Origin of the sequence: Streptomyces sp. SID14515, from assembly GCF_010548505.1 — a bacterium.
Classification (GTDB): domain Bacteria; phylum Actinomycetota; class Actinomycetes; order Streptomycetales; family Streptomycetaceae; genus Streptomyces; species Streptomyces caviscabies.
Window position 1 is genome coordinate 283,947 of sequence record NZ_JAAGMH010000144.1, and the last position, 18,828, is coordinate 302,774.

Annotated in this window: 33 protein-coding genes; 2 read left to right on the forward strand and 31 right to left on the reverse strand. The window is 69.2% G+C overall.

Annotated features, from left to right (window positions below; genetic code table 11):
* Positions 1 to 126: 126 nt before the first annotated feature.
* The 7 genes from G3I54_RS36375 to G3I54_RS36405 all read right to left on the reverse strand — a co-directional run bounded on the left by G3I54_RS36375 (position 127) and on the right by G3I54_RS36405 (position 5,662).
* On the reverse strand, positions 127 to 660 hold the full coding sequence (locus G3I54_RS36375; protein WP_203687683.1) for a DNA N-6-adenine-methyltransferase: 534 nt from the start codon (positions 658 to 660) through the stop codon (positions 127 to 129).
* 233 nt (positions 661 to 893) lie between these two features.
* Positions 894 to 1,049 (reverse strand): hypothetical protein, encoded by a 156-nt coding sequence (locus tag G3I54_RS36380; RefSeq protein WP_164621199.1) that lies wholly within the window; start codon positions 1,047 to 1,049, stop codon positions 894 to 896.
* Between the two features lie 226 nt (positions 1,050 to 1,275).
* Positions 1,276 to 2,649 (reverse strand): replicative DNA helicase, encoded by a 1,374-nt coding sequence (locus G3I54_RS36385; protein ID WP_164621202.1) that lies wholly within the window; start codon positions 2,647 to 2,649, stop codon positions 1,276 to 1,278.
* Positions 2,646 to 2,942, reverse strand: a complete 297-nt coding sequence (locus G3I54_RS36390; protein WP_164621204.1) for a hypothetical protein — start codon at positions 2,940 to 2,942, stop codon at positions 2,646 to 2,648. Before G3I54_RS36390 ends, G3I54_RS36385 begins: the two co-directional genes overlap by 4 nt.
* A complete protein-coding gene (locus G3I54_RS36395) occupies positions 2,939 to 3,565 on the reverse strand; it encodes a DnaA/Hda family protein (protein WP_164621207.1) in 627 nt (208 codons plus the stop codon). Before G3I54_RS36395 ends, G3I54_RS36390 begins: the two co-directional genes overlap by 4 nt.
* The gene (locus tag G3I54_RS36400) at positions 3,546 to 4,427 is read right to left on the reverse strand and encodes a hypothetical protein (RefSeq protein ID WP_164621209.1); all 882 of its coding nucleotides are present in this window, start codon (positions 4,425 to 4,427) and stop codon (positions 3,546 to 3,548) included. The genes G3I54_RS36395 and G3I54_RS36400 overlap by 20 nt, the downstream gene beginning before the upstream one ends.
* A gap of 92 nt (positions 4,428 to 4,519) precedes the next feature.
* Positions 4,520 to 5,662: a DNA cytosine methyltransferase gene (locus G3I54_RS36405; RefSeq protein WP_164621211.1), complete on the reverse strand. Its 1,143-nt coding sequence runs from the start codon at positions 5,660 to 5,662 to the stop codon at positions 4,520 to 4,522.
* A gap of 186 nt (positions 5,663 to 5,848) precedes the next feature.
* Here G3I54_RS36405 and G3I54_RS36410 point away from each other — a divergent pair, with 186 nt between their 5' ends.
* A complete protein-coding gene (locus G3I54_RS36410; RefSeq protein WP_164621214.1) occupies positions 5,849 to 6,070 on the forward strand; it encodes a hypothetical protein in 222 nt (73 codons plus the stop codon).
* Positions 6,071 to 6,155: 85 nt separating this feature from the next.
* Here G3I54_RS36410 and G3I54_RS36415 read toward each other — a convergent pair whose 3' ends face one another.
* The 24 genes from G3I54_RS36415 to G3I54_RS36530 all read right to left on the reverse strand — a co-directional run bounded on the left by G3I54_RS36415 (position 6,156) and on the right by G3I54_RS36530 (position 17,901).
* Entirely contained in the window at positions 6,156 to 6,383 is a 228-nt protein-coding gene (locus tag G3I54_RS36415) for a WhiB family transcriptional regulator (protein WP_164621216.1), read from the reverse strand.
* Positions 6,380 to 6,784 carry a hypothetical protein gene (locus G3I54_RS36420; RefSeq protein WP_164621219.1) on the reverse strand — a complete coding sequence of 135 codons (405 nt, stop codon included), beginning with the start codon at positions 6,782 to 6,784 and terminating at the stop codon, positions 6,380 to 6,382. Before G3I54_RS36420 ends, G3I54_RS36415 begins: the two co-directional genes overlap by 4 nt.
* The gene (locus tag G3I54_RS36425) at positions 6,781 to 7,617 is read right to left on the reverse strand and encodes a hypothetical protein (protein WP_164621221.1); all 837 of its coding nucleotides are present in this window, start codon (positions 7,615 to 7,617) and stop codon (positions 6,781 to 6,783) included. Before G3I54_RS36425 ends, G3I54_RS36420 begins: the two co-directional genes overlap by 4 nt.
* Positions 7,614 to 7,955, reverse strand: coding sequence for a hypothetical protein (locus G3I54_RS36430; RefSeq protein ID WP_164621223.1), 342 nt, complete (start codon positions 7,953 to 7,955; stop codon positions 7,614 to 7,616). The genes G3I54_RS36425 and G3I54_RS36430 overlap by 4 nt, the downstream gene beginning before the upstream one ends.
* The gene (locus G3I54_RS36435; RefSeq protein WP_164621225.1) at positions 7,952 to 8,290 is read right to left on the reverse strand and encodes a hypothetical protein; all 339 of its coding nucleotides are present in this window, start codon (positions 8,288 to 8,290) and stop codon (positions 7,952 to 7,954) included. Before G3I54_RS36435 ends, G3I54_RS36430 begins: the two co-directional genes overlap by 4 nt.
* A complete protein-coding gene (locus G3I54_RS36440; RefSeq protein WP_203687684.1) occupies positions 8,287 to 8,817 on the reverse strand; it encodes a hypothetical protein in 531 nt (176 codons plus the stop codon). The genes G3I54_RS36435 and G3I54_RS36440 overlap by 4 nt, the downstream gene beginning before the upstream one ends.
* Positions 8,814 to 9,119: a hypothetical protein gene (locus tag G3I54_RS36445; protein ID WP_164621228.1), complete on the reverse strand. Its 306-nt coding sequence runs from the start codon at positions 9,117 to 9,119 to the stop codon at positions 8,814 to 8,816. Before G3I54_RS36445 ends, G3I54_RS36440 begins: the two co-directional genes overlap by 4 nt.
* A complete protein-coding gene (locus tag G3I54_RS36450; RefSeq protein ID WP_164621231.1) occupies positions 9,116 to 9,820 on the reverse strand; it encodes a 3'-5' exonuclease in 705 nt (234 codons plus the stop codon). Before G3I54_RS36450 ends, G3I54_RS36445 begins: the two co-directional genes overlap by 4 nt.
* A gap of 82 nt (positions 9,821 to 9,902) precedes the next feature.
* Positions 9,903 to 10,352: a hypothetical protein gene (locus G3I54_RS36455; protein ID WP_164621233.1), complete on the reverse strand. Its 450-nt coding sequence runs from the start codon at positions 10,350 to 10,352 to the stop codon at positions 9,903 to 9,905.
* Positions 10,353 to 10,422: 70 nt separating this feature from the next.
* Positions 10,423 to 11,271: a recombinase RecT gene (locus G3I54_RS36460; protein ID WP_164621235.1), complete on the reverse strand. Its 849-nt coding sequence runs from the start codon at positions 11,269 to 11,271 to the stop codon at positions 10,423 to 10,425.
* Positions 11,271 to 12,170 carry a lambda-exonuclease family protein gene (locus G3I54_RS36465; protein WP_164621237.1) on the reverse strand — a complete coding sequence of 300 codons (900 nt, stop codon included), beginning with the start codon at positions 12,168 to 12,170 and terminating at the stop codon, positions 11,271 to 11,273. The genes G3I54_RS36460 and G3I54_RS36465 overlap by 1 nt, the downstream gene beginning before the upstream one ends.
* Positions 12,171 to 12,347: 177 nt before the next feature.
* The gene (locus G3I54_RS36470; protein WP_164621240.1) at positions 12,348 to 12,755 is read right to left on the reverse strand and encodes a hypothetical protein; all 408 of its coding nucleotides are present in this window, start codon (positions 12,753 to 12,755) and stop codon (positions 12,348 to 12,350) included.
* Positions 12,756 to 12,818: 63 nt separating this feature from the next.
* Positions 12,819 to 13,829, reverse strand: coding sequence for a hypothetical protein (locus tag G3I54_RS36475; RefSeq protein WP_164621243.1), 1,011 nt, complete (start codon positions 13,827 to 13,829; stop codon positions 12,819 to 12,821).
* A 107-nt stretch (positions 13,830 to 13,936) separates the two neighbouring features.
* A complete protein-coding gene (locus tag G3I54_RS36480; RefSeq protein ID WP_164621246.1) occupies positions 13,937 to 14,431 on the reverse strand; it encodes a hypothetical protein in 495 nt (164 codons plus the stop codon).
* Positions 14,432 to 14,519: 88 nt separating this feature from the next.
* Positions 14,520 to 14,948, reverse strand: a complete 429-nt coding sequence (locus tag G3I54_RS36485; RefSeq protein WP_164621249.1) for a hypothetical protein — start codon at positions 14,946 to 14,948, stop codon at positions 14,520 to 14,522.
* On the reverse strand, positions 14,941 to 15,201 hold the full coding sequence (locus G3I54_RS36490; RefSeq protein WP_164621251.1) for a hypothetical protein: 261 nt from the start codon (positions 15,199 to 15,201) through the stop codon (positions 14,941 to 14,943). The genes G3I54_RS36485 and G3I54_RS36490 overlap by 8 nt, the downstream gene beginning before the upstream one ends.
* Entirely contained in the window at positions 15,201 to 15,395 is a 195-nt protein-coding gene (locus G3I54_RS36495) for a hypothetical protein (protein ID WP_164621253.1), read from the reverse strand. The genes G3I54_RS36490 and G3I54_RS36495 overlap by 1 nt, the downstream gene beginning before the upstream one ends.
* The gene (locus G3I54_RS36500; RefSeq protein ID WP_164621255.1) at positions 15,392 to 15,658 is read right to left on the reverse strand and encodes a hypothetical protein; all 267 of its coding nucleotides are present in this window, start codon (positions 15,656 to 15,658) and stop codon (positions 15,392 to 15,394) included. The genes G3I54_RS36495 and G3I54_RS36500 overlap by 4 nt, the downstream gene beginning before the upstream one ends.
* The gene (locus tag G3I54_RS36505) at positions 15,655 to 16,020 is read right to left on the reverse strand and encodes a hypothetical protein (protein ID WP_164621257.1); all 366 of its coding nucleotides are present in this window, start codon (positions 16,018 to 16,020) and stop codon (positions 15,655 to 15,657) included. The genes G3I54_RS36500 and G3I54_RS36505 overlap by 4 nt, the downstream gene beginning before the upstream one ends.
* Positions 16,017 to 16,304, reverse strand: a complete 288-nt coding sequence (locus tag G3I54_RS36510) for a hypothetical protein (RefSeq protein ID WP_164621259.1) — start codon at positions 16,302 to 16,304, stop codon at positions 16,017 to 16,019. The genes G3I54_RS36505 and G3I54_RS36510 overlap by 4 nt, the downstream gene beginning before the upstream one ends.
* Positions 16,301 to 16,567 (reverse strand): hypothetical protein, encoded by a 267-nt coding sequence (locus G3I54_RS36515; protein WP_164621261.1) that lies wholly within the window; start codon positions 16,565 to 16,567, stop codon positions 16,301 to 16,303. The genes G3I54_RS36510 and G3I54_RS36515 overlap by 4 nt, the downstream gene beginning before the upstream one ends.
* Complete coding sequence (locus G3I54_RS36520; RefSeq protein ID WP_164621262.1) at positions 16,564 to 17,349, reverse strand: hypothetical protein; 786 nt, start codon at positions 17,347 to 17,349, stop codon at positions 16,564 to 16,566. Before G3I54_RS36520 ends, G3I54_RS36515 begins: the two co-directional genes overlap by 4 nt.
* Before the next feature lie 91 nt (positions 17,350 to 17,440).
* Positions 17,441 to 17,695 carry a hypothetical protein gene (locus G3I54_RS36525; RefSeq protein WP_164621263.1) on the reverse strand — a complete coding sequence of 85 codons (255 nt, stop codon included), beginning with the start codon at positions 17,693 to 17,695 and terminating at the stop codon, positions 17,441 to 17,443.
* Entirely contained in the window at positions 17,692 to 17,901 is a 210-nt protein-coding gene (locus G3I54_RS36530) for a helix-turn-helix transcriptional regulator (protein ID WP_343240509.1), read from the reverse strand. Before G3I54_RS36530 ends, G3I54_RS36525 begins: the two co-directional genes overlap by 4 nt.
* Positions 17,902 to 18,117: 216 nt before the next feature.
* Here G3I54_RS36530 and G3I54_RS36535 point away from each other — a divergent pair, with 216 nt between their 5' ends.
* Positions 18,118 to 18,672, forward strand: a complete 555-nt coding sequence (locus G3I54_RS36535; protein ID WP_164621265.1) for a helix-turn-helix transcriptional regulator — start codon at positions 18,118 to 18,120, stop codon at positions 18,670 to 18,672.
* Positions 18,673 to 18,828 lie beyond the last annotated feature (156 nt).

Below are 18,828 nucleotides of genomic sequence, written 5' to 3' on the forward strand. Positions count from 1 at the left end.
GGACGTGGTGCTGACCGTTCGTGCCGTGGCAGGTGTCGCAGGTGGTGGGCATCAGGGGCTCCAGGTGATCGGTACGGTGGGTGGGCCGGCTGCCCCCGGTTGCGACGGGGGCAGCCGGTACTGCTGTCATGCGGCGGTGAGGCGAAGCTGGGCGGGTGACGCCGAGGTCACCCAGCCGGACATGTACGTCCCGGCCAACCCGCACGTCCTGAGGAGTTCGGCGTCTCGGAGCCCGTAGGCGATCAGCGCCGAAGGTGCGCCGCCGTTCCACTCAGCGCGAGAGCCGTCCTGGTAGTGAAAGTTGACCCGCCCGTGCAGGAAGAAAACGGCCGTGGCCTGCTCCCAGACTGTCTCGATGAACCAGCTTGTCTCGGTCCGGGCGAAGATCAGAGCGGTACCCGTGCCGTGCTCGGCGAGGCGGCGCAGCCATCGCACCGCCTGTCGCGAGTACGGGGGGTTGCACCAGACCCGTCCCTCCCAGGGCAGCGACAGGCCGTCCTGGGGCAGCGCGTAGTGGCGGGTGGCGGTGGGCCACGGTCGGGGATCGGGTGCGGCGCACGGGTCGAGGTCGAACTCGCCGAGCGCGGAGAGGATGGCTGGGGGTGTCAGCCATACGTCGGACTGCATGCGGGACGACTGGCGTCCACCCATCGTGGTCATCAGAGGCTCCAGAGGGTCGGTTGCATAGGCCGGAGTTCCAGGGCGGTTTGGCCGGGGACCTGATCGGACGGAGCGGCTGTGTGGGCTCCTGCGGGGCGATCTGCGGGCCGGTCGACCCCAGGGGCTTCAGGGGCCTGTTCGTCCGCGAGAGACCCCGCCACGCCCCGCAACGAGGCCGCTGGACCCTCGCGCCCGCGCTCCGCCCGATGACCGGTCCCCCCTCACCGCGGGCATCACGCCGCCTCCCCGTAGGCCCGCAGGTCCCGGTTCGTCGACCACGTCGCACCGCAGGCGGGGCAGTGGTACAGGTGGCTGACCTGGTCGCCGCGCTCGTGCTCGGCAACCGGCTGGACGTGCTGCTGCGGGCAGTTGGGGCAGTTGTCCGTCACGGTGTTCCTCCGTTCTGGCATTCGGTGCAGGGCTTGGGTGTGGGCCCGGTGGGGGCGGTGCCGCAGGGCCAGGCGCCGGGGCGGCGCACGTGATAGCAGGGCTCCTCGGGTTCGGCTTGGCGCTGCTTCGGTGCGGTGGGGGTGATGCCGGCGGCGAGGAGTAACAAAGCTTTGAGGTCGCCTTGTTCGCGGGCGGCGACGATGTCGTCGACGGTCGGCTCCCACATCAGGTCTGGGCCATGTCTACAAATCGGGCATAATGCCCCTGAAACGCGGTGGTGATCGTTGCCGTGGGGCCCCCGCGGTGCTTCCCGACGATGAGGTCGGCTTCGCCGGCCCGCGGGGATTCCTTCTCGTAGGCGTCTTCGCGGTGGAGGAGGATCACAATGTCGGCGTCCTGCTCGATCGCCCCCGACTCCCGCAGGTCCGACACCATCGGCTTCTTCTCGTTGCGCTGCTCCGGCCCGCGGTTGAGCTGGGCCAGGACGACGACCGTGATCTGGAACTCCTTCGCGAGGAGCTTCAGCTGCCGGGACATCTCGGAAACGGCGACCTGCCGGGACTCGGCCCGGGGTGCCTGCATCAGCTGGAGGTAGTCGACGACGACGAGCCGGAGCCCTTCGGTGCGCACCAGGTTGCGGACCCGGCCGCGGAGGGTGGCCATGGACAGGTTCGCTTCGTCGCTGATGTGGAGCGGGGCGGCTTTGATGGCCGGGGCGCGGGTGGCCATGCGGCGGGTGCCGTCGGCGTCTTCGCCTACGACGCCTTGCTTGATGTGGTGGAGGGCGACGCGGGCTTCGGCGGAGACGATGCTGTTGCCGAGCTCGGCCTCACCCATTTCGAGGGACTCGAACAGGGTCGGGATGTTGTGGGTGATGGCCGCGACCCTCGCGAGACCGAGCCCGAACGTGGTTTTGCCCATGGCGGGGCGGGCGCCGACAACAACCATCTGGCCGGGGGCCCATCCGCCGCAGAGGAGCCCGTCGAGGTCGATGAACCCGGTGGGGATCTTGTCGTCGTTGGTGGGCGGTGTGGTGGCCCGTTCGAAGACGCCGGCGAGGAGGTCGCCGACGAGGGTCGTTTCGGTGCCGGTGGTGGCGCGGATAACGCCGTCGAGTTCGGCCTGTGCGGCGGCAACGTCTTGGTCGGGGTCGAAGGCCGGGGAGTTGCCGCGGAGGATGGAGGCGTGGCCGTGGGCGACCATGCGGGCGGCGATGGCTTGGCGGGTGATGCGGTCGGCGTAGTAGCCCTCGGTGCCGGGGTGGGCGTGGTTGTACAGGTCGCGCAGCTGGTCTTCGGTGAAGGGGACGCTGAGGATGCGGCCGTCGGCGCGCCACGCTTGGAGCTGTCGGGCGACGGGGATGTAGCGGATTTCGCCGGCCTGGAAGGTGGTGGCGAGCTCTTCGACGGCGAACCACACCCACCGGTAGCGGTCGTCGACGATGTCGGCGGGGTCGAAGCCGGTGGCGGCAAGTTCGTCGACGGTGGCGGGGCGGGCCATGGCGGTGGCGACGAGGATCTTCTCGGCTTCGAAGTCGGCGGGGGTGCCGGGCAGGGCGGCCGGGTCGTCGACGGGGGCGTCCCACATGCTGGTGGTCATGAGCTGGTTCCGATCTGTTCGTTGAGCCAGATGCGATGAGCGGCAGGGTCGTAGGGGCCCGCCGCGAGCCATTCGGTGGTGGCCGCGGCCGCGGCTTCTGTGCGCCAGCCGCGGCGGTTGGGGCGCTGACTGCGTTCGCCGTCCTGCCAGCTGTCTCCGCAGTGGCAGCAGGTGACGGCGGTGCCGTACCAGGCCTCGTCGTGCCAGAGCATGCGGCGGAGGGTCTTGCAGGTGGGGCAGTGAAGGATGCGGCGTATCGGGTAGCGCTGCGCATGGCAGACGAGGACGTTCATGCGGCTTCACCGCCCTGCCGCCGGTCGGCGCCGTCGAGGTGGACAACCCCGCGCCGGAAAATCTCGGCGGCCCGGGAAGTGACCCGCTCCCCCACGATGTGGCTGATCTGGCTCGGCTTCACATCGCTGGTGATCAGGATTGGGCGCCGGTTGATGTACCGCTCGTCGAAAATTTCGTAGAGCCGTTCCTGGGTCCACCCGGTCGGGGAGACCCGGGCGGCAGCCACGTCGTCGATGTACAGCAGGTCTGCGGTCTGGAGCTGCTTCATGAGCCGCTTGGGGCTGCCCCCGTTGTCGTCGGGCCGCAGGGCGTCGAACAGGGCGGTGGACCGCCACGTCTGGACGACGGGGGTGCCGCGGTAGTTGCTGGCGAACCGCTGACCGACCCAGCGGCGGGTGGCCTGCCAGGCGTTGTGGGTCTTCCCGACGCCCAACGGCCCCCAGAGGAACAGGCTGGTCGGTGCCCCGTCGGCCTGGTCGGCCCACTGGGCGACCTGGTCGTTGAGGTAGATGCGGCGGCGGTACAGGAGCGGGATCTGGTCGTCGAACGCGGCGAGGGCCTGGGTGCGGCGCTCGTTGAGCCAGGAGTCCATGGGGGTCTCGTCACCCGAACTTGCTGTCATTGGCGATCTCTTCCTCGGTGGAGTTGCGGGAGGCGGTCTGCGGGCCGGACTGGCCGCGGTCGCGTTCGTTGGCGGCCTGCCGGCGGAGGGTGGGGAACTTCTCGCGGAGCTTGGCCGGGCTGAGAATGTGGGCGTTCCAGAAGCCGCTGGCGTGGGCCCAGTTGATGGCGGCGATGGCCTGGTCCGGGGTGACGCCGTCGATGTCGATGAGGCGCCGCATGTCGGTGCGCCACTTGGCGCTGATGCGGGGGCGCTTGTCGCCGCCGTTCTCGATGACGGTGGCGAGGTGCTTGCAGACGCGTTCGACGTCGTGCCGGGGCGGGTCGTCGGAGGACTCCGCAGGAGTTCGAGAAGTCTTTTCTTTTACCTCTGTCTCTGTCTCTGTCTCTGGTTCGTTTTTGCTTCGCGCTTGCTTCGCTTTTGCTGAAGCACTTGCTTCGCAGTTTGCTTCGGCTTCGGAGGAGGCGCGGCGGGACTCTCCGGACCGCTTGCCACCGCGCTGACCTGCGGCTGCACGCTTGGCGCGGAGGTCTGCGACCTCGGCAGAGGACCGCTGGTGCTCCAGGTAGTCGTGGATGACGTAGGCGTCGGGGCCTGCTTGGGGGCAGCTGGGGCAGTCGTGTTCGCCTTCGTGCCACAAGCCAACGCGAACGAGTGCCGAAGCACTTGCTTCGGGTTTGCTTGAGTCGGTGAGGCGGGGCACGAGTCGCCGAGGAAGGACACCGTCGGTGAGCTGCCGGGACGCGTAGGCGAGCCCGCAGATGTACAGCCAGCCGGCCTCACCGCCCGCCTCGATGATCTTCGGGTGGTCCGGCAGACCGTCGTGCACCCGGACATAGGTGCGCTTGTCCTTCTCGGCCATGGGAACTTCCTTCAAGCGGTGTGGATAGGTACGGGCGGCGGCGGTGTGGGGCCTGCGGCCGGGTCAGGTGGGGGCGGGGTCCGGGCGGGCGGTCACGCGGCGGCTCGCAGGTCGGCGGCCACAGGCATCGGGATGCCGGTGGCGGCGGACAGGACGTGCGCGGCGAGCAACGGCGGTACGGCGTTCCCAACTTGCAGGAACTGGCGGGTGCGGGCCCCGTGCCAGGGGTGGTCGGCGGGGAACGACTGGAGGGTCGCGGCCTCGGCGAGGGAGAGCGGGCGCCGGAGGTCGCCGTCGGCGGTCCAGTACCAGCGGTGGGCTTCTCCAGTGATGGACGGGGCGGGTTGCGCCCCGGTGCGGTTCTCGCGGGCTCCGTGGGCGGCGATCCAGGCCGGGGAGTCGCGGCGGGAGTGCAGCACCCAGGAGGGGGCCTTCTCGGTGAGCGCCCAGGAGGGGGCGTCCGCTGGGAAGGCGTTGCCGCCGGGGGTCTTGCGGTTGCCGCGGGTGATGACGTCGATGCCGGTTTCGAGGTGCAGGGCTTCGGCCATGGTGACCCAGCCGGGCAGGTTGTCGCCGAAGAGGTCTTCGCCGGCGGGGTGTTCGGTGTGGGTAGGCGCGGGCGGGGCGACGTCGCGAACCAGGGAGGCGATGAGGATGGCGCGGCGCCGGGTCTGGGGGACCCCGTAGTCGGCGGCGTTGAGCACGCCGACCCACACGCTGTAACCCCAGGCACGGAGCACCCGGGCGTACTGCTGCCACAGAGGCAGCACCCGCGGGACTTCCTCCATGACGATGGTTTCGGGGCGGAGGTCGTGGTGCCAGCGCATCGGCTCGGCGGCCAGCAGGGACCGCTTGTCCTTGCACGCGGTGAGAAGCCGGGCCCGGGTGTCACGTCCGCGGGCGAGGTCTTCGACGGCCTGGTGCACGAGCGGCTGGTCGATGAGACCTTCCCGCTTGCCGGCGTCCGACCACGCCTGGCACGGCGGCGAGTCCACCTTGATCTTCACCCGGCCCCGGAACGGGGCGGTGGGCATGGTGGCAACGTCGCACCGGACAACGGTGTGTCCGGCTGCTTTCGCGGTGGCGCAGGCGGCGGCGTCCCACTCCATGCCGACCGCGCGGGTGCGCAGGCCGAGGATGCGGCGGCCTTCGGCCAAGCCGCCGGGGCCGTGGAAGCCCTCGACGATGAGGTCGGGGTGAGCGTTCAAGGTGTCCCCCTGGTTGGAGGTGGTCATGGGGGCCGAGTGGGCGCACGGAACCAGGCCCTTGGGGTCGCCGGTTTTCTCGTCGGCGGGCCTCTCGGCGTGCTTCGACTGTAGCGCAAGGTGTGTAGGCACCGTCAGTACACTCGCGACCCGATTCCTGACCGAAATCCAGGGCGCGGGGTGTGTAGGCAAGAGAGGGTCAGCTACCCTGTCGACATGACGACGAAGGGGACGCCCGGCCGCATGGTCCGGATCGACGATGAGGTCTGGGCCGAGTACGGGCAGCTGTGCGAGGAGGAAGGCACCTCCCGCGGCGATGACCTGCGCCGTCACGCCTACTCCCGCGTCAACGCCTGGCGGAAGAAGCAGGGCCTTCCGGCCCGGAAGCGCATCACGATCAGGGTCAAGCGCAGTAAGCCGGCTCCCGACTCGGACTGACGTCACGTCTCCTCCCTCCCTCCCCCGCCGCGGCGGGTTTTTGTCGTGCTGTGTGGGCGGGCCACGTGTGGTGGCCCGCCCGTTGTCATGCGGCCTGCTGGTTCATGCGCCGGCGCTGGTTGCGCGTTGTCCCGCCCCAGATGCCGTGGTCTTCGGGTGCAGTAAGCGCGTGCTCCAGGCAGCGGCGTTTCACCGGGCAGCCGGCGCAGACCTTGATGGCGGCCACGGGTGCCCCGGACTCCGGGAAGAACAGGTCCGGGTCGGTGGTCTGGCAGATGCCTTCTTCGTGCCACGTCATGTCGAGGTCGCTCATGCGGCTGCCCTCCGGTCTTTCGCGGCCCGCTTGGCTGCGGAGGCCCCGTCCTTGCAGGTGCGGCAGCGGCAGCCTTTGCTGTAGCCAGATCGGCCGTGCTGGGCGTTGCCGATGTTGATGGGCTCGGGGTCAGGTTTGACGGAGGGTGTTGCCCACCCGTTGTTCTGCCAGGCGACGATGGTGTTGCGGTCGGCGCGGACACGGCGGCCGGCGTCGGTGAGGGTGAAGCCGCGGGCGACCAACTGCCTGGCTGTTTCGATGCGCTCGGCTGCGGTGAGGGTGACGGGTTCGCCGTTCATGGCGTGCTCGATCGCGATGAGGTCGAGGTCGCCGTCGACCGTGGCGGTGGTGGACGGGTACAGGCGGGTTGGGGTGGCGGCACCGGGCCGCGTCGCGATCACGCCGCCTGCTTCCGGTCGCGGCGCTGGCCGGCCTCCAGCTCGGTGATGATGTTGCGGACGGTGGTGAGGGCCATGTCGAGCCGTCCGGCGATCTCGTGGTCGGGGATCCGGTAGGAGTTGAGCCGTTCGATCTCGTCACGCCGGTAGGCGGCAAGTTCGAGGCGGTTCATGGGGCGCTCGACCACTGTCTGCGGGTCGAAGGCGGGGTCGTCGATGTGCCCCATGTCCTCCCACCAGGTGGGGTCGGGCCAGCCGCGGGCGGCAGCACGGTTGCGGTTCGCGGTGCTGGGTCCGGGGGTGTTCTGCCACCGGTTGTAGAGGTCGGTCATGGCGGCTGCGGTGCTGCCGTAGACGTAGGCGGTCGGCCTGTTGAGGGTGCGGCTCAGGCTGTCGGGGTCGATGTTCAGCTCGGGGGCCATGCCGCGGAGGGTGTGGCCGATTCGGTAGAGGGCCTGGCCGCGGCGCACCGTCCCGGTGGGGTCTACGAATCCGAGGCCGGGAACTTCCGGGGGTGTGGTGGGGAGGGTTGCGAGCTGGTTGGCGGTCCTCTGGTTCAGGCGCTTGCTGATGCCCTTGTGGAGGTTGAACGGGACGGTCTCGCAGCAGCCGGCGAGGTTGCCGATTTGGGCGTAGGACCAGCCGTGGTTGAGGTAGCGGGTGACGATGTTGATGTAGGGCTGGACGTTGTCGACGCGGCGGGGGCCTGTGACGTAGACGAGGGTGCGGTATTGCTTGCAGTACCGGCGGTTGGCCTCGGCGCATTCGGGGCGCCGGCAGCCGCGGATGTAGCAGCGGCGTTCGCCGTGCTGGACGGGGGTTCGGGTGGTGGTCATCGGCCCTCCTCCGGGGCGAGGTCTGTGGTGGCTGCGAGCTTGTTGTCGAGGTAGGTGATGAGGTCGATCTCGGGGAGCGCGGTGACGGCGTCGGCGTTGTCGGCGACGCGGCAGAGCCGGTGGGCGCGGGCGGTGTATTCGCGCCGGTCGGCCCGGTCTTGGAGCCATTGGTCGACCTGGGTGACCGTCCACCGGCCGGCACGCCAGGCGACAACCACCGCGGCGGTGAGCAGGGTGCCCGGCCCGTAGAACAGGGCGGCGTCGATGACCTGGTCGACCGCGGTGTGAACTGCGGCAAGGGCCTGGCCGGCGGCGAACACGGTGTCGAGGTCGGTCATGCGGCGTCGCCCCGTCGTGCTGCGGCGGTGCCCCGCCAACGTCGGACGGCGGACTTGTCGCGAGTGAGGCCGAAGCTGTCGAAGCGGATCAAGCCCTCGCGGTGGAGAGCAGCGACGAACCGGCCCCAGTCATGGTCGCGGTCCGGGGGGTCGGGGAGGTCGTTGTCCTTGGCGAATTTCCAGCAGAGGAACGGCTGCCCGGTGCGCGCTATCTCCTCGAAGACGGGCCGGACTTCGCTGACCCACGCCTCATAGTCGTCGATCTTGCGGCGGGCGATAGACGGGGCTGCGGCGGCAAGCTCGGTGCCGTCGAAGGCGGGCTGGATGTGGGTCATCGGGGCGTTCCCCTCTTCTTGCTGCGGTACCTCGCCGTGGCCGCGCGGATGCAAGTCCGGCAGGCGCGTCCGTCGTGGCGCTGATAGGTGTTTTCGGGGGTGAAGGCATGGCCGTGCTTGCAGTGCGTCTTTCGGGCGTTGAGCGCCCAGACGCTGCGACCTCTGAGGGTGTTGACGCCTCCGGTCACGGCTTCGAGGTGGGCGGGATTGACGCACCGGCGGTGGGGGCAGGTGGAGCCGCCGGGGCACGCCTGATCGCGTGAGTGGCAGACGTGATCCAGAACCCGGTCGGCGGGGATCGCTCCAACAAACGCCAGGTAGGCGGCGCGGTGAGCACTGTCCCGGCCCGGCGCCATGATGACGCCGTAGCCGTCCCGATCAAGGGCGTTGGTCCAGAGCCAGCACTCGCTGCCGGCGGCTATCTCGCTGTGCGCCTTGATGCGCTGCTGCGTGCGTTCCCGGTACGCCGAATCGGAAATGATTCGGTGGATGCTGCCGTCGAGGATGGGCTGCACGGACGCGGTCATGAGGCTTGCTCCTCGTCTGCGAGGTCGTTGAGGGCCGCGATGATGCGGGCGAACGCGTTGAGCTGGCCGATGATGGCGGCGGCATGGCCGACGCAGGACCGGCACCAAACCAGGCCGTCGGGCGGGGCTGGCGGCATCGGGTCGATGATCATCGGCGGGGAGTGGGTGACACCCCAGCCCGGCGCCCCGCACAGCCCCTGCTTCCCAGCGAAGTTGCCGTCCTCACGCATGACGTGGAGGTTGCGGACCTGTTGGGCGCGGCGGCCGGTGGCGGCGTTGTAGCCGCGGTAGAAGGCCCTCATGACGTCGCCTCCCTCTGCCTGGGGATGAGTGGCCAGGCGCCTTCGACGACGGCGGCCGGGTCCTTCTTGCGGAAGTGCTCCTGGAGCGAGGCGGCCTGCTCGGCGGCCCACCCGACCTGCGCCGCGTGGAGTTCGTCGAGGGTCATGGCGGCGAGCTGGGGGTACCGGGTGGCCTGCCGCCATGCGACCCGGCACGCGGCGACCGCGTCCGCGTCGGCGGAGTGTGCACCGTCGAGGCGGACGTCGTAGTGCTGGCACAACGCGGTGAGGGTGCGCTTCCCGGACCGGTAGCGGTCGACCTGCTTGTCGATGACGAACGGGTCGATGACGGGGCTGGCGGGCAGCGGGGCGAGGCCGAAGCGTTCGGCTTCCCGATCGAGGAGGGTGACGTCGTACCGCGCGTTCATCGCCACGATCGGGACCCCGGCGAGGATCACCTGAGTCAGCCCAGCGAGAATCTCCCCGACGGCTTCCTTCAGTGGGACACCCTCGGTGCGGGCTTTCTCGGTGCTGATGCCGTGGACCGCGGCGGCCCCGGCGGGGATCTCTTCGCCGTCGACGTTGGTCAGCCAGTTCGCGGCCACGGTGGGCTGCTGGCCGCCGAGTTGGACGATGCAAGCGGTGACGATGCGGGCGGTCAGCGGGTCGGGGCCGGTGGTCTCCAGGTCGAAGCCGGCGAGGCGGCCCAGGTGCCAGGCCATGGCGTTCCTCCTTCCGTGTGGTGTGCTGGTGGTGGGGCAGCCCCGTATGTCGGGTACGGGGCTGCCCCGAAGTGCGGGTGGGCTAGAACGGGATCTCGTTGGTGGGCCCGCCGAGGGCCATGCGCTGCATGTGGCGGCCGATGTCGTCGATCAGGTCGATGCGTTCGCGCTTCAGCTCGTGGGCAAGGCCCCGGGCCCAGGTGCGGACTTCTTCGCTCTTGCCGTCGAGGAGCGCTTCGGCGAGGTGGAGGGTGACGACGTTGGCCATGGCCTGGTCACGGGTGACGCCAGGGCCCCACGGGTCCGGGGTCTCGTTGGCACTTTCTCGCCGGACCTCGGCGGTGCTGTAGCCGTCACTGATGAGGTGCTGGTCGACGAGGTCGTCGATGTTCGCCCAGTTGTTGTCGAGTTCGTGGGCGAGATCGCGGGCAGCCCTGGCGCGGCTGTGGACGTTGCTGACGAGAGCGTGGGCAATGTGCCGGGCAACGGCGCCCCGGATCACTTCGAGCTGGGTACTGGGGTCAGTGGTCATGATCGTGGTCTCCTTGGGTGGCCGGGGTCCCGCCTGTTAGCGGCGGGCGGGACCCCGGTCTGCGGATGGGCTAGGCAGCGGTACCGGGCTGGGTGATTTCGGGCCAGCCACCCTCGGGCTCCAGCTCGGGGTCGATGGGCCCGTCCTCTTCGTCGTCGAGGTCGACGGACGGCTGGGGCGGCATCGGCGCATCGCCCGGTGCGGCGGCCAGTTCGCCGGCAACTTCGGCCTGGGCGCGGAGTTGCTCGCGCATGTACTCGGCCGAGGTCGGGACCCATTTCGCGAGGCGCCGGACTGCGGTCTTCAGCCACATGGACTCCTCGTTGGTGTTCCACGGGGAGTACTCGGAGTTCCGGCCGTCGGACTTGGCCTTGGCCTCCATGACCTGCCTGCGGTTGAGGATGACGACCTTGGAGGTGGCGCCGTCCTTCATGACGGCGTAGGCGTACACGCCGATCAGGTCGCCGCGGTCGTCGCTGAACCAGTCGGGTTCGTGGACGGGCTTGCCGTCGCGGCCGATGACGTAGCGGAAGGTGTCGTTGGTGCGGACGACCTCGACGATGACGGAGGACACAGCGCCGGCCCGGTAGATGAGCTCGACGATGCCCTGGTAGCCGACGATCCCCTTGATGACCATGCGGCCCTTGGCCTTGCGGGGGGTCAGGTAGAACTGCTCGGTGCCGGGTTCGAGGCCGAGGCGGGCGGCGGTGCGGAGTTCGCGGAGGAACGCGCCGATGTCGTTCTGGGCGGCCTGGACGAGCTTGGCGTCGCCGCGGATCGCGCCGACGGCCATGCGGACCCACTGGTCGGGGTTGACGTGGGAGGGCATGAGGGCGGCGTATTCGTCGCGGTACTGCTCGACTTGGGCGGCGGGTCCGTTGTCGCGGACAGCGACGGCCTGGGACACGTTGTCGGTCATCAGATGCTCCTGTTGCGGGCGGGCTGGAGGGAGTAGGTGCGGCCGTCTCGGACGGTGCGGGTGGCGATGCGGTCGTCGCCGACGACGGCACGCCGGCCGGTGCCGATGCGGTCGAGGACGAGCCCGGAGGCGTGCCGCTTCTCTTCTTCGGCGGCCTTGGCGGCGGCGAGGGCGTTGAAGTAGCGGCGGGCCAGGGTGTGGTCGACTTGGATGTCGACGTCTTCCATGCCGTCCGGGATTTCCTTGATCGCCTGGTAGGTGGCGGTGTGGCCGTCGATCGGCGGGGCAACCCCGGCGGCGAGGGAGTCCATGAACGCTTGGGCTGTGGTCCGCATGAGGTCGGTGTCGGCGGGGTCCGGCTCGACGATGTACTCGCGGTAGTCGGACAGGCCGATCAGAACGGCGACCCGGGCCCGGCGGGCGCCGAGGGCGTGGCAGTACCAGCGGACCTGCGCCTTGTAGTAGACGGGGATTTGGTCGGTGCCTTCGTCGCCCCACTCGTGGTCGTCGTAGGCGGTCTTCGCCTCGATGACTTCGAGGTCGCCGTCCTGGGTGAAGCCGAGCCGGTCGGGGTTCGCAATCCACCACGGAGTGTTCGTCGCGGCGTAGGTGCCGGACGGGAGGACGATGAGTTCGGGGTGCCGCAGGGTGAACTCGTCGCAGATGGTGGGCTCGTGGCGCTTGCCCCAGTACATCTGCGGGGACTCGTCGACGGGGCTGACGTTGCCCTGCTTGCGGTGCCAGAGGCTGAACCGGGACTCGTGGGGGCTGATGCCGAGGACGGCGGCGATCTCGGACCCGCCGATGCCGTCGGCGCGGGCGGCGTGCCACTCGGGGGTGCCGGGCTCAAAGTGGCCGAGCAGTCGTCCGGTCGGCGGGGCCGGCTGGGTGGTGGTCATCGCTGGTCCTGTTCGGTGAGGCAGTCTTCGCAGACGGGGCCTTCGGGCTTGCGGGCGAACGGCCCTTCGGTGCCTTGGCACTGGGCGCATTCGATGGGGCTCATGTGGTTCTCCTGGGTGGGTTGCTGCGGGCCGCCGGTGGGGGTGGCGGCCCGCAGCGGGCAGACGGAGCCGGGCTCAGACGCCTGCCGGTCGGAATGCCGCCTCGATCACGGCGTGGGTGAACGAGATCGGCTTGCCGAGCTGCCGGGCGTAGGCGATCTCGGAGCGGGTGGAGTCGCCCACGTAGTTGCCGACGACGATGACCCGGTCGGCGAGCCGGATCTTCTGCTTGTGCTGGTCGTCGAGCCGGACCTTCAGCGCTTCTGCGTCGTCCGGGTCGGCCCACAGCGGGTGGGTGACCTTCATGTTGCAGTCGGGCTTCAGCACCAGGGCGCCGATGAGCACGGACTGCTCGATGGCGATCTCGGCCATGAGGTCGGCGAAGCGCATCGAACCGCACAGCACGACGACGTTCTTGATGCCGAGGTCGGCCTTCGCCTTCGCGAGCATCTCTTCGGGGGTGAGCAGCTGGGGGTACGACATGGGTCCTCCTGGGATGATGGGGTTGGGTGCCCCCGCCGCTTGCCTCGGCGGGGGCGCTGCACGTCAGGCCGGGTTCTGCTCTGCGGCGGCCTTCTCCGCGAGCTTCTTGAGGTGCGCCTCGTAGTCGTCGGCCCACTTCTTCGGGTCGTGACCGGCTTCCTCGGCCTCGTCCCAGGCCCACTCGCCGATCTCGCCGGACTCCAGCTGCTCGGAGAGGTCAGCAACGGTCTTCTCAGCCAAGTCCGGGTCAGCCGTCTTCAGTGCCTGAAGCAGCCGGTATGCGGACCAGGCGTAGATGCCGGAGTGGACCCAGGCGTTGAAGGCGCCGCGCCCCTTCACGGTGTCCATGTCGGTGCCGAACATCTCCCCGGTGGAGCGCAGGGTCTGCCGGAGCATCTCCTCGGCCATCTTCGCGACGGCGCCAGGCTGCGGGAGCGGCGCAACGGGCTCGGCGCTCTCGCCCTTCTTCTTGGCGAGGCTCCCCATCCACTCGCCGATGACCTCGGCCCGGTCCTTGTTGGCGCCGCTGTACCGGCACGGCATCTGCAGGCCAAGGAACTCCTCGCCGATGAGGAGGAGCGGCTTCTCGGCGCCCGTCTGCCAGACCCGGAGGTGGGTGTCGGCGTGCTTCCAGCGGCTGAGCATGTCGGTGTCGACGGAGACGAGATCACCCGACGTGGAGGCGTCCTGGAGGGCGTCGCGGAAGAGGTGCTGCCACTTCGGGAACGTCGTCTCGGCGACGGGGACGGTGAGCTTGCCGTCGTCGTCGGTGATGGTCAGCCCGTCGGCCGTGACCGCGAGGTTGAGGATGGTGTCGCCCTTGTGCGTCTTCAGCCACGGGCTCAGCCAGCCGAGGGTGCTTTCGCTGATGGTGAAGGACCAGGTGTCGGTCTCCTCGCGGACCTTGGTGCGGGCCACGGCGAAGGTGTAGCGGTCGGTGGCGAGGGCGTGGATGTGGACGCCGTCGCACTCGAAGCGGATGCCGTTGATGGGCGGCAGGGTGTCGTCGGGGCTGATGTGGTTGCGGGTCTGCTTGATGAGGCGCTGGAGCTTGTGGGCGTTGATGGTCGTCATGGCGTCCTTCTCTGGGATGCTGGTGTCTGACACCCCGCAACTTGTCCTTGCGGGGTGTTGGTCTGCCGGGTGGGAGGGTGGTGTGGTCACCGCCCACCCGGCAGGTCTCAGGCGGCCGGTGCCGGGATGTGCGTCGGGTCTGCGGCCTGCGGGGAGTGGTGCAGCGACACGACCGGGCCAGCGGTGAACCGGTTGCGGAGTTCGCGGACGTCGATCGGGGCGGTCGCCTGGTCCTCGAACCGGGTGGTGTCGCGCTCGGAGGGCGGGACGGTGACAGCGTTCGCGTTGGCCTCCGCCGCGAGGAACGGGGCGAGCTGGGCGTGGAGCTGGCGGATCTCGTCGCGGGCCTGGTCGCGTTCGGCGGTCCGGTCCCGCAGGTCGGCGTCGAGGCACACCACGACCTGCTCGGCCTCCGCCCGCTTGGCTCGGACGTCGGCCAGGTCGGCTTCGAGGATCGCGATGGTGTCGGCCGCCCCGATCAGCTGACCGAACGCGCTGACCGTCTCGGCCTGCTGGTCCTTCAACTGCCGCTCCAGCTCGGCCACCTTGTCGGCGGCCCGGTGCTTCGGCTTGCTGCGGCGTATGCCGAGGTTGAGGCTCATGACTTGCCCTTCCGGGTCCAGAGGCTGGGGGCCACCGCCATTGCGCAGAACACGACGCCGATGACGGTGGCGGTGATCAGGTAGGCGCTCACCAGCACCGACCGATCTCGTGGAGTTCGCCGGTGCGGTCGCGGACGCTGGTGGTGGTCTCTTCGCCCCACACCGCCCCGGCGAGCGGGCCGATGTACTGGATGTTCCGGTCGTGGCAAAGGGACAGCCACGCCTCGCCTCTGCCGTCGATGTAAATGCGGCGCCGCTTGTCGGCCGGGTTGTCGGGGCGTTCACCCGTTGCCGCCTCACGGACTGCGATGGCCCACTCCGGGACCGGCAGCGGGTTCTCCCACTGGGTTGCCTGGGCGGCGGCCCGGTCGCAGAGTTCCAGCACCGAGTTCAGGCACCGCTGGAGGTAGGCCATTTCGTCGCGGACCGTCGGCTCCTTGCCCACGTACTTCTCCAACTGGGCTTCCAGCTCGGCGATGCGAGCCTGAGCCTTCTCCAGCGACGTCAGCTCAGACATTGCGACTCCCCCTGATGTGCTGAACGTGGGCGGGGCTACCGGGCACGAAGTCCCGGGCGGTGGCCTTCTTCGTGCGGTAGGCGGCGGCCCCTTCGATGAACCCGGCCTCGCCGTCCAAGCCGACCTTGCGGGCGTAGCCGTCGAGGTCACCGCCATCCGCCGCCGCGTTCCAGCCGGCCGAGTAGGCGAGCATGTACAGGCGGGGGTCGTCGGACTGGCGGGCGCGGGCTTCGGCGATCTGGATGGGTCCCATTACGCACCGTCCTTGCTGATGCGGATGGCGAACTCTTCGAGGGTCTCGACGTAGCCGGCGTCCACCGTGTCCTGGTAGTCGCGGTCGACGAGTCGCAGCGACCGGACGAGGGTGTTGGCGACCTCGCCGGTGATGACGGGCGGGGCGTCGCAGAGGAGGTGGGAGACGGTCACGGTCTCCGTGCGGGGCGTCATGCCGCCGCCTTCCGCTGGAAGGGGACGCCGATGAACCGGTGCCCGTCCTCGGCGGCGACCTGGTCGGCGACGTCGGCCGCTTGGTAGCGGTCCCGCTGGTGGTCGGCCAGGTCGGCGGCGACGTCGGCGAGCCGGTCGAGCTGGTCGAGGGACGCGTCGGTGACCTCGACCCGCAGGGCGGCACCGATACGGAGGAACGTGCGGTTGTCCTCGGTCTCCAGCACGATCGGGCGGTCGCCCCAGGAGAGGTTGAAGGTGTTCATCGGGTGCCTCCAGCAAGCTCGACGAGGGACGGGTGCCAGCCCTCGGGCAGGTGGTCGGTGAGCAGCTGTGTCAGCCAGCCCGGGCGGTCTGCGTCCGGCCGGTAGCTCGCCGAAGGGTTGGCGTCGGCCCAGCAGTGCGAGCTGATCTCCTGGCCCGGCTGCCCGGACTTCAGGCGGCGCGGCCCGTAGACCGCGACGTGCGCCCACCGGCGGTCCTCGTCCGGGGTGGCGATGTGGCACAACCTCAGCTCCACGCGGTGCGGAATGAGGATCCGTCGGGTGAATGGGTCGGTGAGGTCGGTGGCCCCGGACGCGGGGATCACGATGGTGATCTCGGTGCGGGTCTCGTACACCTCGTTCATCGGGTCCTCCGGGCTGCGGTGTTGAGGTTCTGCTGCTGGGTGATCCAGGCGTCGAAGCCCGGGTAGTCGGCGCTGGTGGAGCACGCTTCGGGGTGCGGGCACGGGAGTTGGGCGAACAGGGTGTCGGCCGGGTCGCACTGGTGGCGGTCCTCGGCCAGCAACCCGGCGGCGAACAGGGCCCGCTTCCGGGCGGCCAAGGCGTCCACCTCGACGATCAGGGCGTCCACCTCGACGATCAGGGCGGCGAGCGGAGTGTCCACACGCTCCATGTCGGCGGCAGTCACGACGTCACCTGCTTCACGTCGACGTGGGAAAGGCAGATGCCGCCCGCGTAGCCCTCGACGGACACGACCGGTTCGCCGTGGCCGAGGATCCAGGCCGGGGTGCGGGTGACCGTGTCGAGCTCCTCGAAGAAGCTCGCGTTCTCACCCGGCCGCGTCAGCGGGTACGCCATGACCGGCGTGCCGACCGGGTGGAGGGCGTTGAAGTCGTCGGCCTGCTTCTGGCCCTTACGCTTCGCCGCTTCGAGGCGGGACCGGGCGCTCACAGGGCACCTGCCTCACGCTGCGACGGGGACGCCAGCGCCATCAGGCCGTAGGAGCGCAGCCGGTCGTACCGGGCGATGCCGTGGACGATCCCGTGCAGCGCCCACAGGAACCACCAGTCGAAGTCCTGAAGCTGCCACTCGCCCACGTCGCTGAACGTGAACGTCAGGTCCTCGACGCGGCCGGTGTGCTTCTCCCCGGCTTCCTTGGTGTGCTCGTCCATCTTCCGGCGAGCGACCAACCAGGACTCACCTTCCAGATCCCAGTCACACTCGTTGCAGCGGGCCAGGTAGCTCTCGCCAAACCGGAAGTCGTCCAGGGCCCGCCGGGCCTCGTCCTCGTACTCGGTGGTGTAGCCGGACTCGACGTGCTCAATCCACACCTCGCCGACGCCCGGGTAGTCCTCCTCGACCGCCTCCAGCTCGCGGGCAACCTCCTCGTCGAACAGCTTCACGCTGTACGTGCGGGCGGCGTCACGGTTGCTGGCCAGCTTCTCCGACCAGTAGACCGGGTTGATGTCCACCGAGCCGTCGCGGTTCAGGCCCGAGCGGAAGAACTGGAACATGTCCGTCAGACGGCGGAAGACGAAGCTGTCGCCGTCACCGGAGAACACCAGCTGCCCGGGTGTCGTGATCAGCTCAAACCAGTAGAACGAGTGCTGCGGGTCCCGGAACACCAGGTGCCGGTACACGCCGTCGTCGTGGAGGGCCGTCAGCTTGTGCCCGGCAGCATCACGGGCGAAGCGGGCTGCCACAGCAGCCTCAGGGGATGGTTGGATGGACATCGGTCCACCTCTCTGTTCGCGGAGGATTGCGGGTGGATCACGAGGCCGTTCCCGGACTTGGTCGTTACGGGGGCGGCCTCACTCGCTGCTGCTAGGCAGCGGCGGGGAGGACGGCGGTCCGCTCGTTCTCCCGACGGATGTCCTCGGCTGTGAAGCTGATCCGCCCACCGTCGTTGTGGTGGATCACCTCCCGCCGGTAGCACTTCTCCTTCAGGACCCGGGCGCTCTTGTACGGCAGCCACCGGTTCGCGATGACCTCGTCCGGCGTGTACCGGATCAGGTCATCCAGCTCGTCCTGGGGGCGGTCCGGCGTGGTGGGGGGTGCCGCTGTGGCCTTGGCGGTCACGTCTTCTCCTTATGGGTTATGGCGTCGGTGGTGACGCGTAGCGCTGCGGCGACCTGCTGGAGCGGCGTATCGGCCGGCTCCTGGATGTGCCCCCTCTCCATGCGTGAGAGGTAGCCCCGGTCCAAGCCGGTCTTCTGCTGGAGCGCACGGAGGCTCATGTTCTGAGCTTCACGAATGGCTCGAATTGCCGTCCCGTTCGGTCTCACGCTCAGAATCTAAGCATCTTGAGCCTACGAGGGCAAGCAGTGTGCCTACACATTCGGCACGGAATCTGAGCACGGCACTGAGTCCCCTCGGCCGCCGCGAGGCGTGCGCGAGGCGCGCAATGCAACCCGAAAGGCTTGAATTCGCTACCAATCCGCAGGTCAAAGCGCAGGATCTAGGCTTTTGGGTTGCAGAAAGATGGGGCATGATGTGGCCTCATGGACCAGGACATGGCACGACTAGGCGCGGCACTCAAGGCCACCCGCCTCGCCCGCCGGCCCAAGCCCACACAAGTGGAAGCCGCCGACGCCATCGACGTCAGCCGCGCCAACCTCCAGGCCATCGAACGCGGAACCGCCTCCACCAAGGTCACCCCCGCCATCCGCGCATACGCGCGCTACCTCGGCTGGACTACCGAATCGGTCGACCGAGTCCTGATCGGCGGAGAGCCGGAGCTCGCGCAGGCAACGGAAACCAAAGAGCCCGACCCGGAGCAGCGAATCTCCACGGAAGCAGCCAGGCTTCCCCTGCGAGTGGTCGACGCCATCGAATCCGAAGGCGCACTCGTCGATACTGCGCTCATCCCCCTGGGAGACGACGCCACCATGGTCCTGGTCGTCAAGGGGCGGCCAGGAGCGACGGCCGACGAGATCCGGGCCTCGGCCACGACGGAGGAAATCCTGGCCGCCCTGGAGGCCTACAGGCGCTCCCGCCCCCACCTGCGCGAACTGAGAACCGATCAGGAACAGTCGCCCGCTGCGAACGACGCGTAGCACAGGGCTATCTCAGTCACACCAAACACTCCACAAGTGACCCGAATGTGTGCTTCGATGACTGAACGCTGATCAGGGGGCCACCTAGTAGCGAACGGGGTGGCCCATGTGTGTGCACGTACTCAAAGTGTCGGGTATGCCATTCAGCGGGCTGGT

Coding starts and splice junctions, on each gene's coding strand:
- G3I54_RS36505 (WP_164621257.1), bottom strand. CDS start 16,020: ATGAACGAGGTGTACGAGACCCGCACCGAGATCACCATCGTGATCCCC.
- G3I54_RS36445 (WP_164621228.1), bottom strand. CDS start 9,119: ATGAGGGCCTTCTACCGCGGCTACAACGCCGCCACCGGCCGCCGCGCC.
- G3I54_RS36520 (WP_164621262.1), bottom strand. CDS start 17,349: ATGTCCATCCAACCATCCCCTGAGGCTGCTGTGGCAGCCCGCTTCGCC.
- G3I54_RS36490 (WP_164621251.1), bottom strand. CDS start 15,201: ATGGGACCCATCCAGATCGCCGAAGCCCGCGCCCGCCAGTCCGACGAC.
- G3I54_RS36460 (WP_164621235.1), bottom strand. CDS start 11,271: ATGACCGACAACGTGTCCCAGGCCGTCGCTGTCCGCGACAACGGACCC.
- G3I54_RS36405 (WP_164621211.1), bottom strand. CDS start 5,662: ATGACCACCTCCAACCAGGGGGACACCTTGAACGCTCACCCCGACCTC.
- G3I54_RS36475 (WP_164621243.1), bottom strand. CDS start 13,829: ATGACGACCATCAACGCCCACAAGCTCCAGCGCCTCATCAAGCAGACC.
- G3I54_RS36385 (WP_164621202.1), bottom strand. CDS start 2,649: ATGACCACCAGCATGTGGGACGCCCCCGTCGACGACCCGGCCGCCCTG.
- G3I54_RS36465 (WP_164621237.1), bottom strand. CDS start 12,170: ATGACCACCACCCAGCCGGCCCCGCCGACCGGACGACTGCTCGGCCAC.
- G3I54_RS36495 (WP_164621253.1), bottom strand. CDS start 15,395: ATGACGCCCCGCACGGAGACCGTGACCGTCTCCCACCTCCTCTGCGAC.
- G3I54_RS36480 (WP_164621246.1), bottom strand. CDS start 14,431: ATGAGCCTCAACCTCGGCATACGCCGCAGCAAGCCGAAGCACCGGGCC.
- G3I54_RS36470 (WP_164621240.1), bottom strand. CDS start 12,755: ATGTCGTACCCCCAGCTGCTCACCCCCGAAGAGATGCTCGCGAAGGCG.
- G3I54_RS36535 (WP_164621265.1), top strand. CDS start 18,118: ATGGACCAGGACATGGCACGACTAGGCGCGGCACTCAAGGCCACCCGC.
- G3I54_RS36455 (WP_164621233.1), bottom strand. CDS start 10,352: ATGACCACTGACCCCAGTACCCAGCTCGAAGTGATCCGGGGCGCCGTT.
- G3I54_RS36440 (WP_203687684.1), bottom strand. CDS start 8,817: ATGACCGCGTCCGTGCAGCCCATCCTCGACGGCAGCATCCACCGAATC.
- G3I54_RS36390 (WP_164621204.1), bottom strand. CDS start 2,942: ATGAACGTCCTCGTCTGCCATGCGCAGCGCTACCCGATACGCCGCATC.
- G3I54_RS36485 (WP_164621249.1), bottom strand. CDS start 14,948: ATGTCTGAGCTGACGTCGCTGGAGAAGGCTCAGGCTCGCATCGCCGAG.
- G3I54_RS36395 (WP_164621207.1), bottom strand. CDS start 3,565: ATGACAGCAAGTTCGGGTGACGAGACCCCCATGGACTCCTGGCTCAAC.
- G3I54_RS36425 (WP_164621221.1), bottom strand. CDS start 7,617: ATGACCACCACCCGAACCCCCGTCCAGCACGGCGAACGCCGCTGCTAC.
- G3I54_RS36415 (WP_164621216.1), bottom strand. CDS start 6,383: ATGAGCGACCTCGACATGACGTGGCACGAAGAAGGCATCTGCCAGACC.
- G3I54_RS36450 (WP_164621231.1), bottom strand. CDS start 9,820: ATGGCCTGGCACCTGGGCCGCCTCGCCGGCTTCGACCTGGAGACCACC.
- G3I54_RS36375 (WP_203687683.1), bottom strand. CDS start 660: ATGACCACGATGGGTGGACGCCAGTCGTCCCGCATGCAGTCCGACGTA.
- G3I54_RS36500 (WP_164621255.1), bottom strand. CDS start 15,658: ATGAACACCTTCAACCTCTCCTGGGGCGACCGCCCGATCGTGCTGGAG.
- G3I54_RS36430 (WP_164621223.1), bottom strand. CDS start 7,955: ATGACCGACCTCGACACCGTGTTCGCCGCCGGCCAGGCCCTTGCCGCA.
- G3I54_RS36400 (WP_164621209.1), bottom strand. CDS start 4,427: ATGGCCGAGAAGGACAAGCGCACCTATGTCCGGGTGCACGACGGTCTG.
- G3I54_RS36435 (WP_164621225.1), bottom strand. CDS start 8,290: ATGACCCACATCCAGCCCGCCTTCGACGGCACCGAGCTTGCCGCCGCA.
- G3I54_RS36410 (WP_164621214.1), top strand. CDS start 5,849: ATGACGACGAAGGGGACGCCCGGCCGCATGGTCCGGATCGACGATGAG.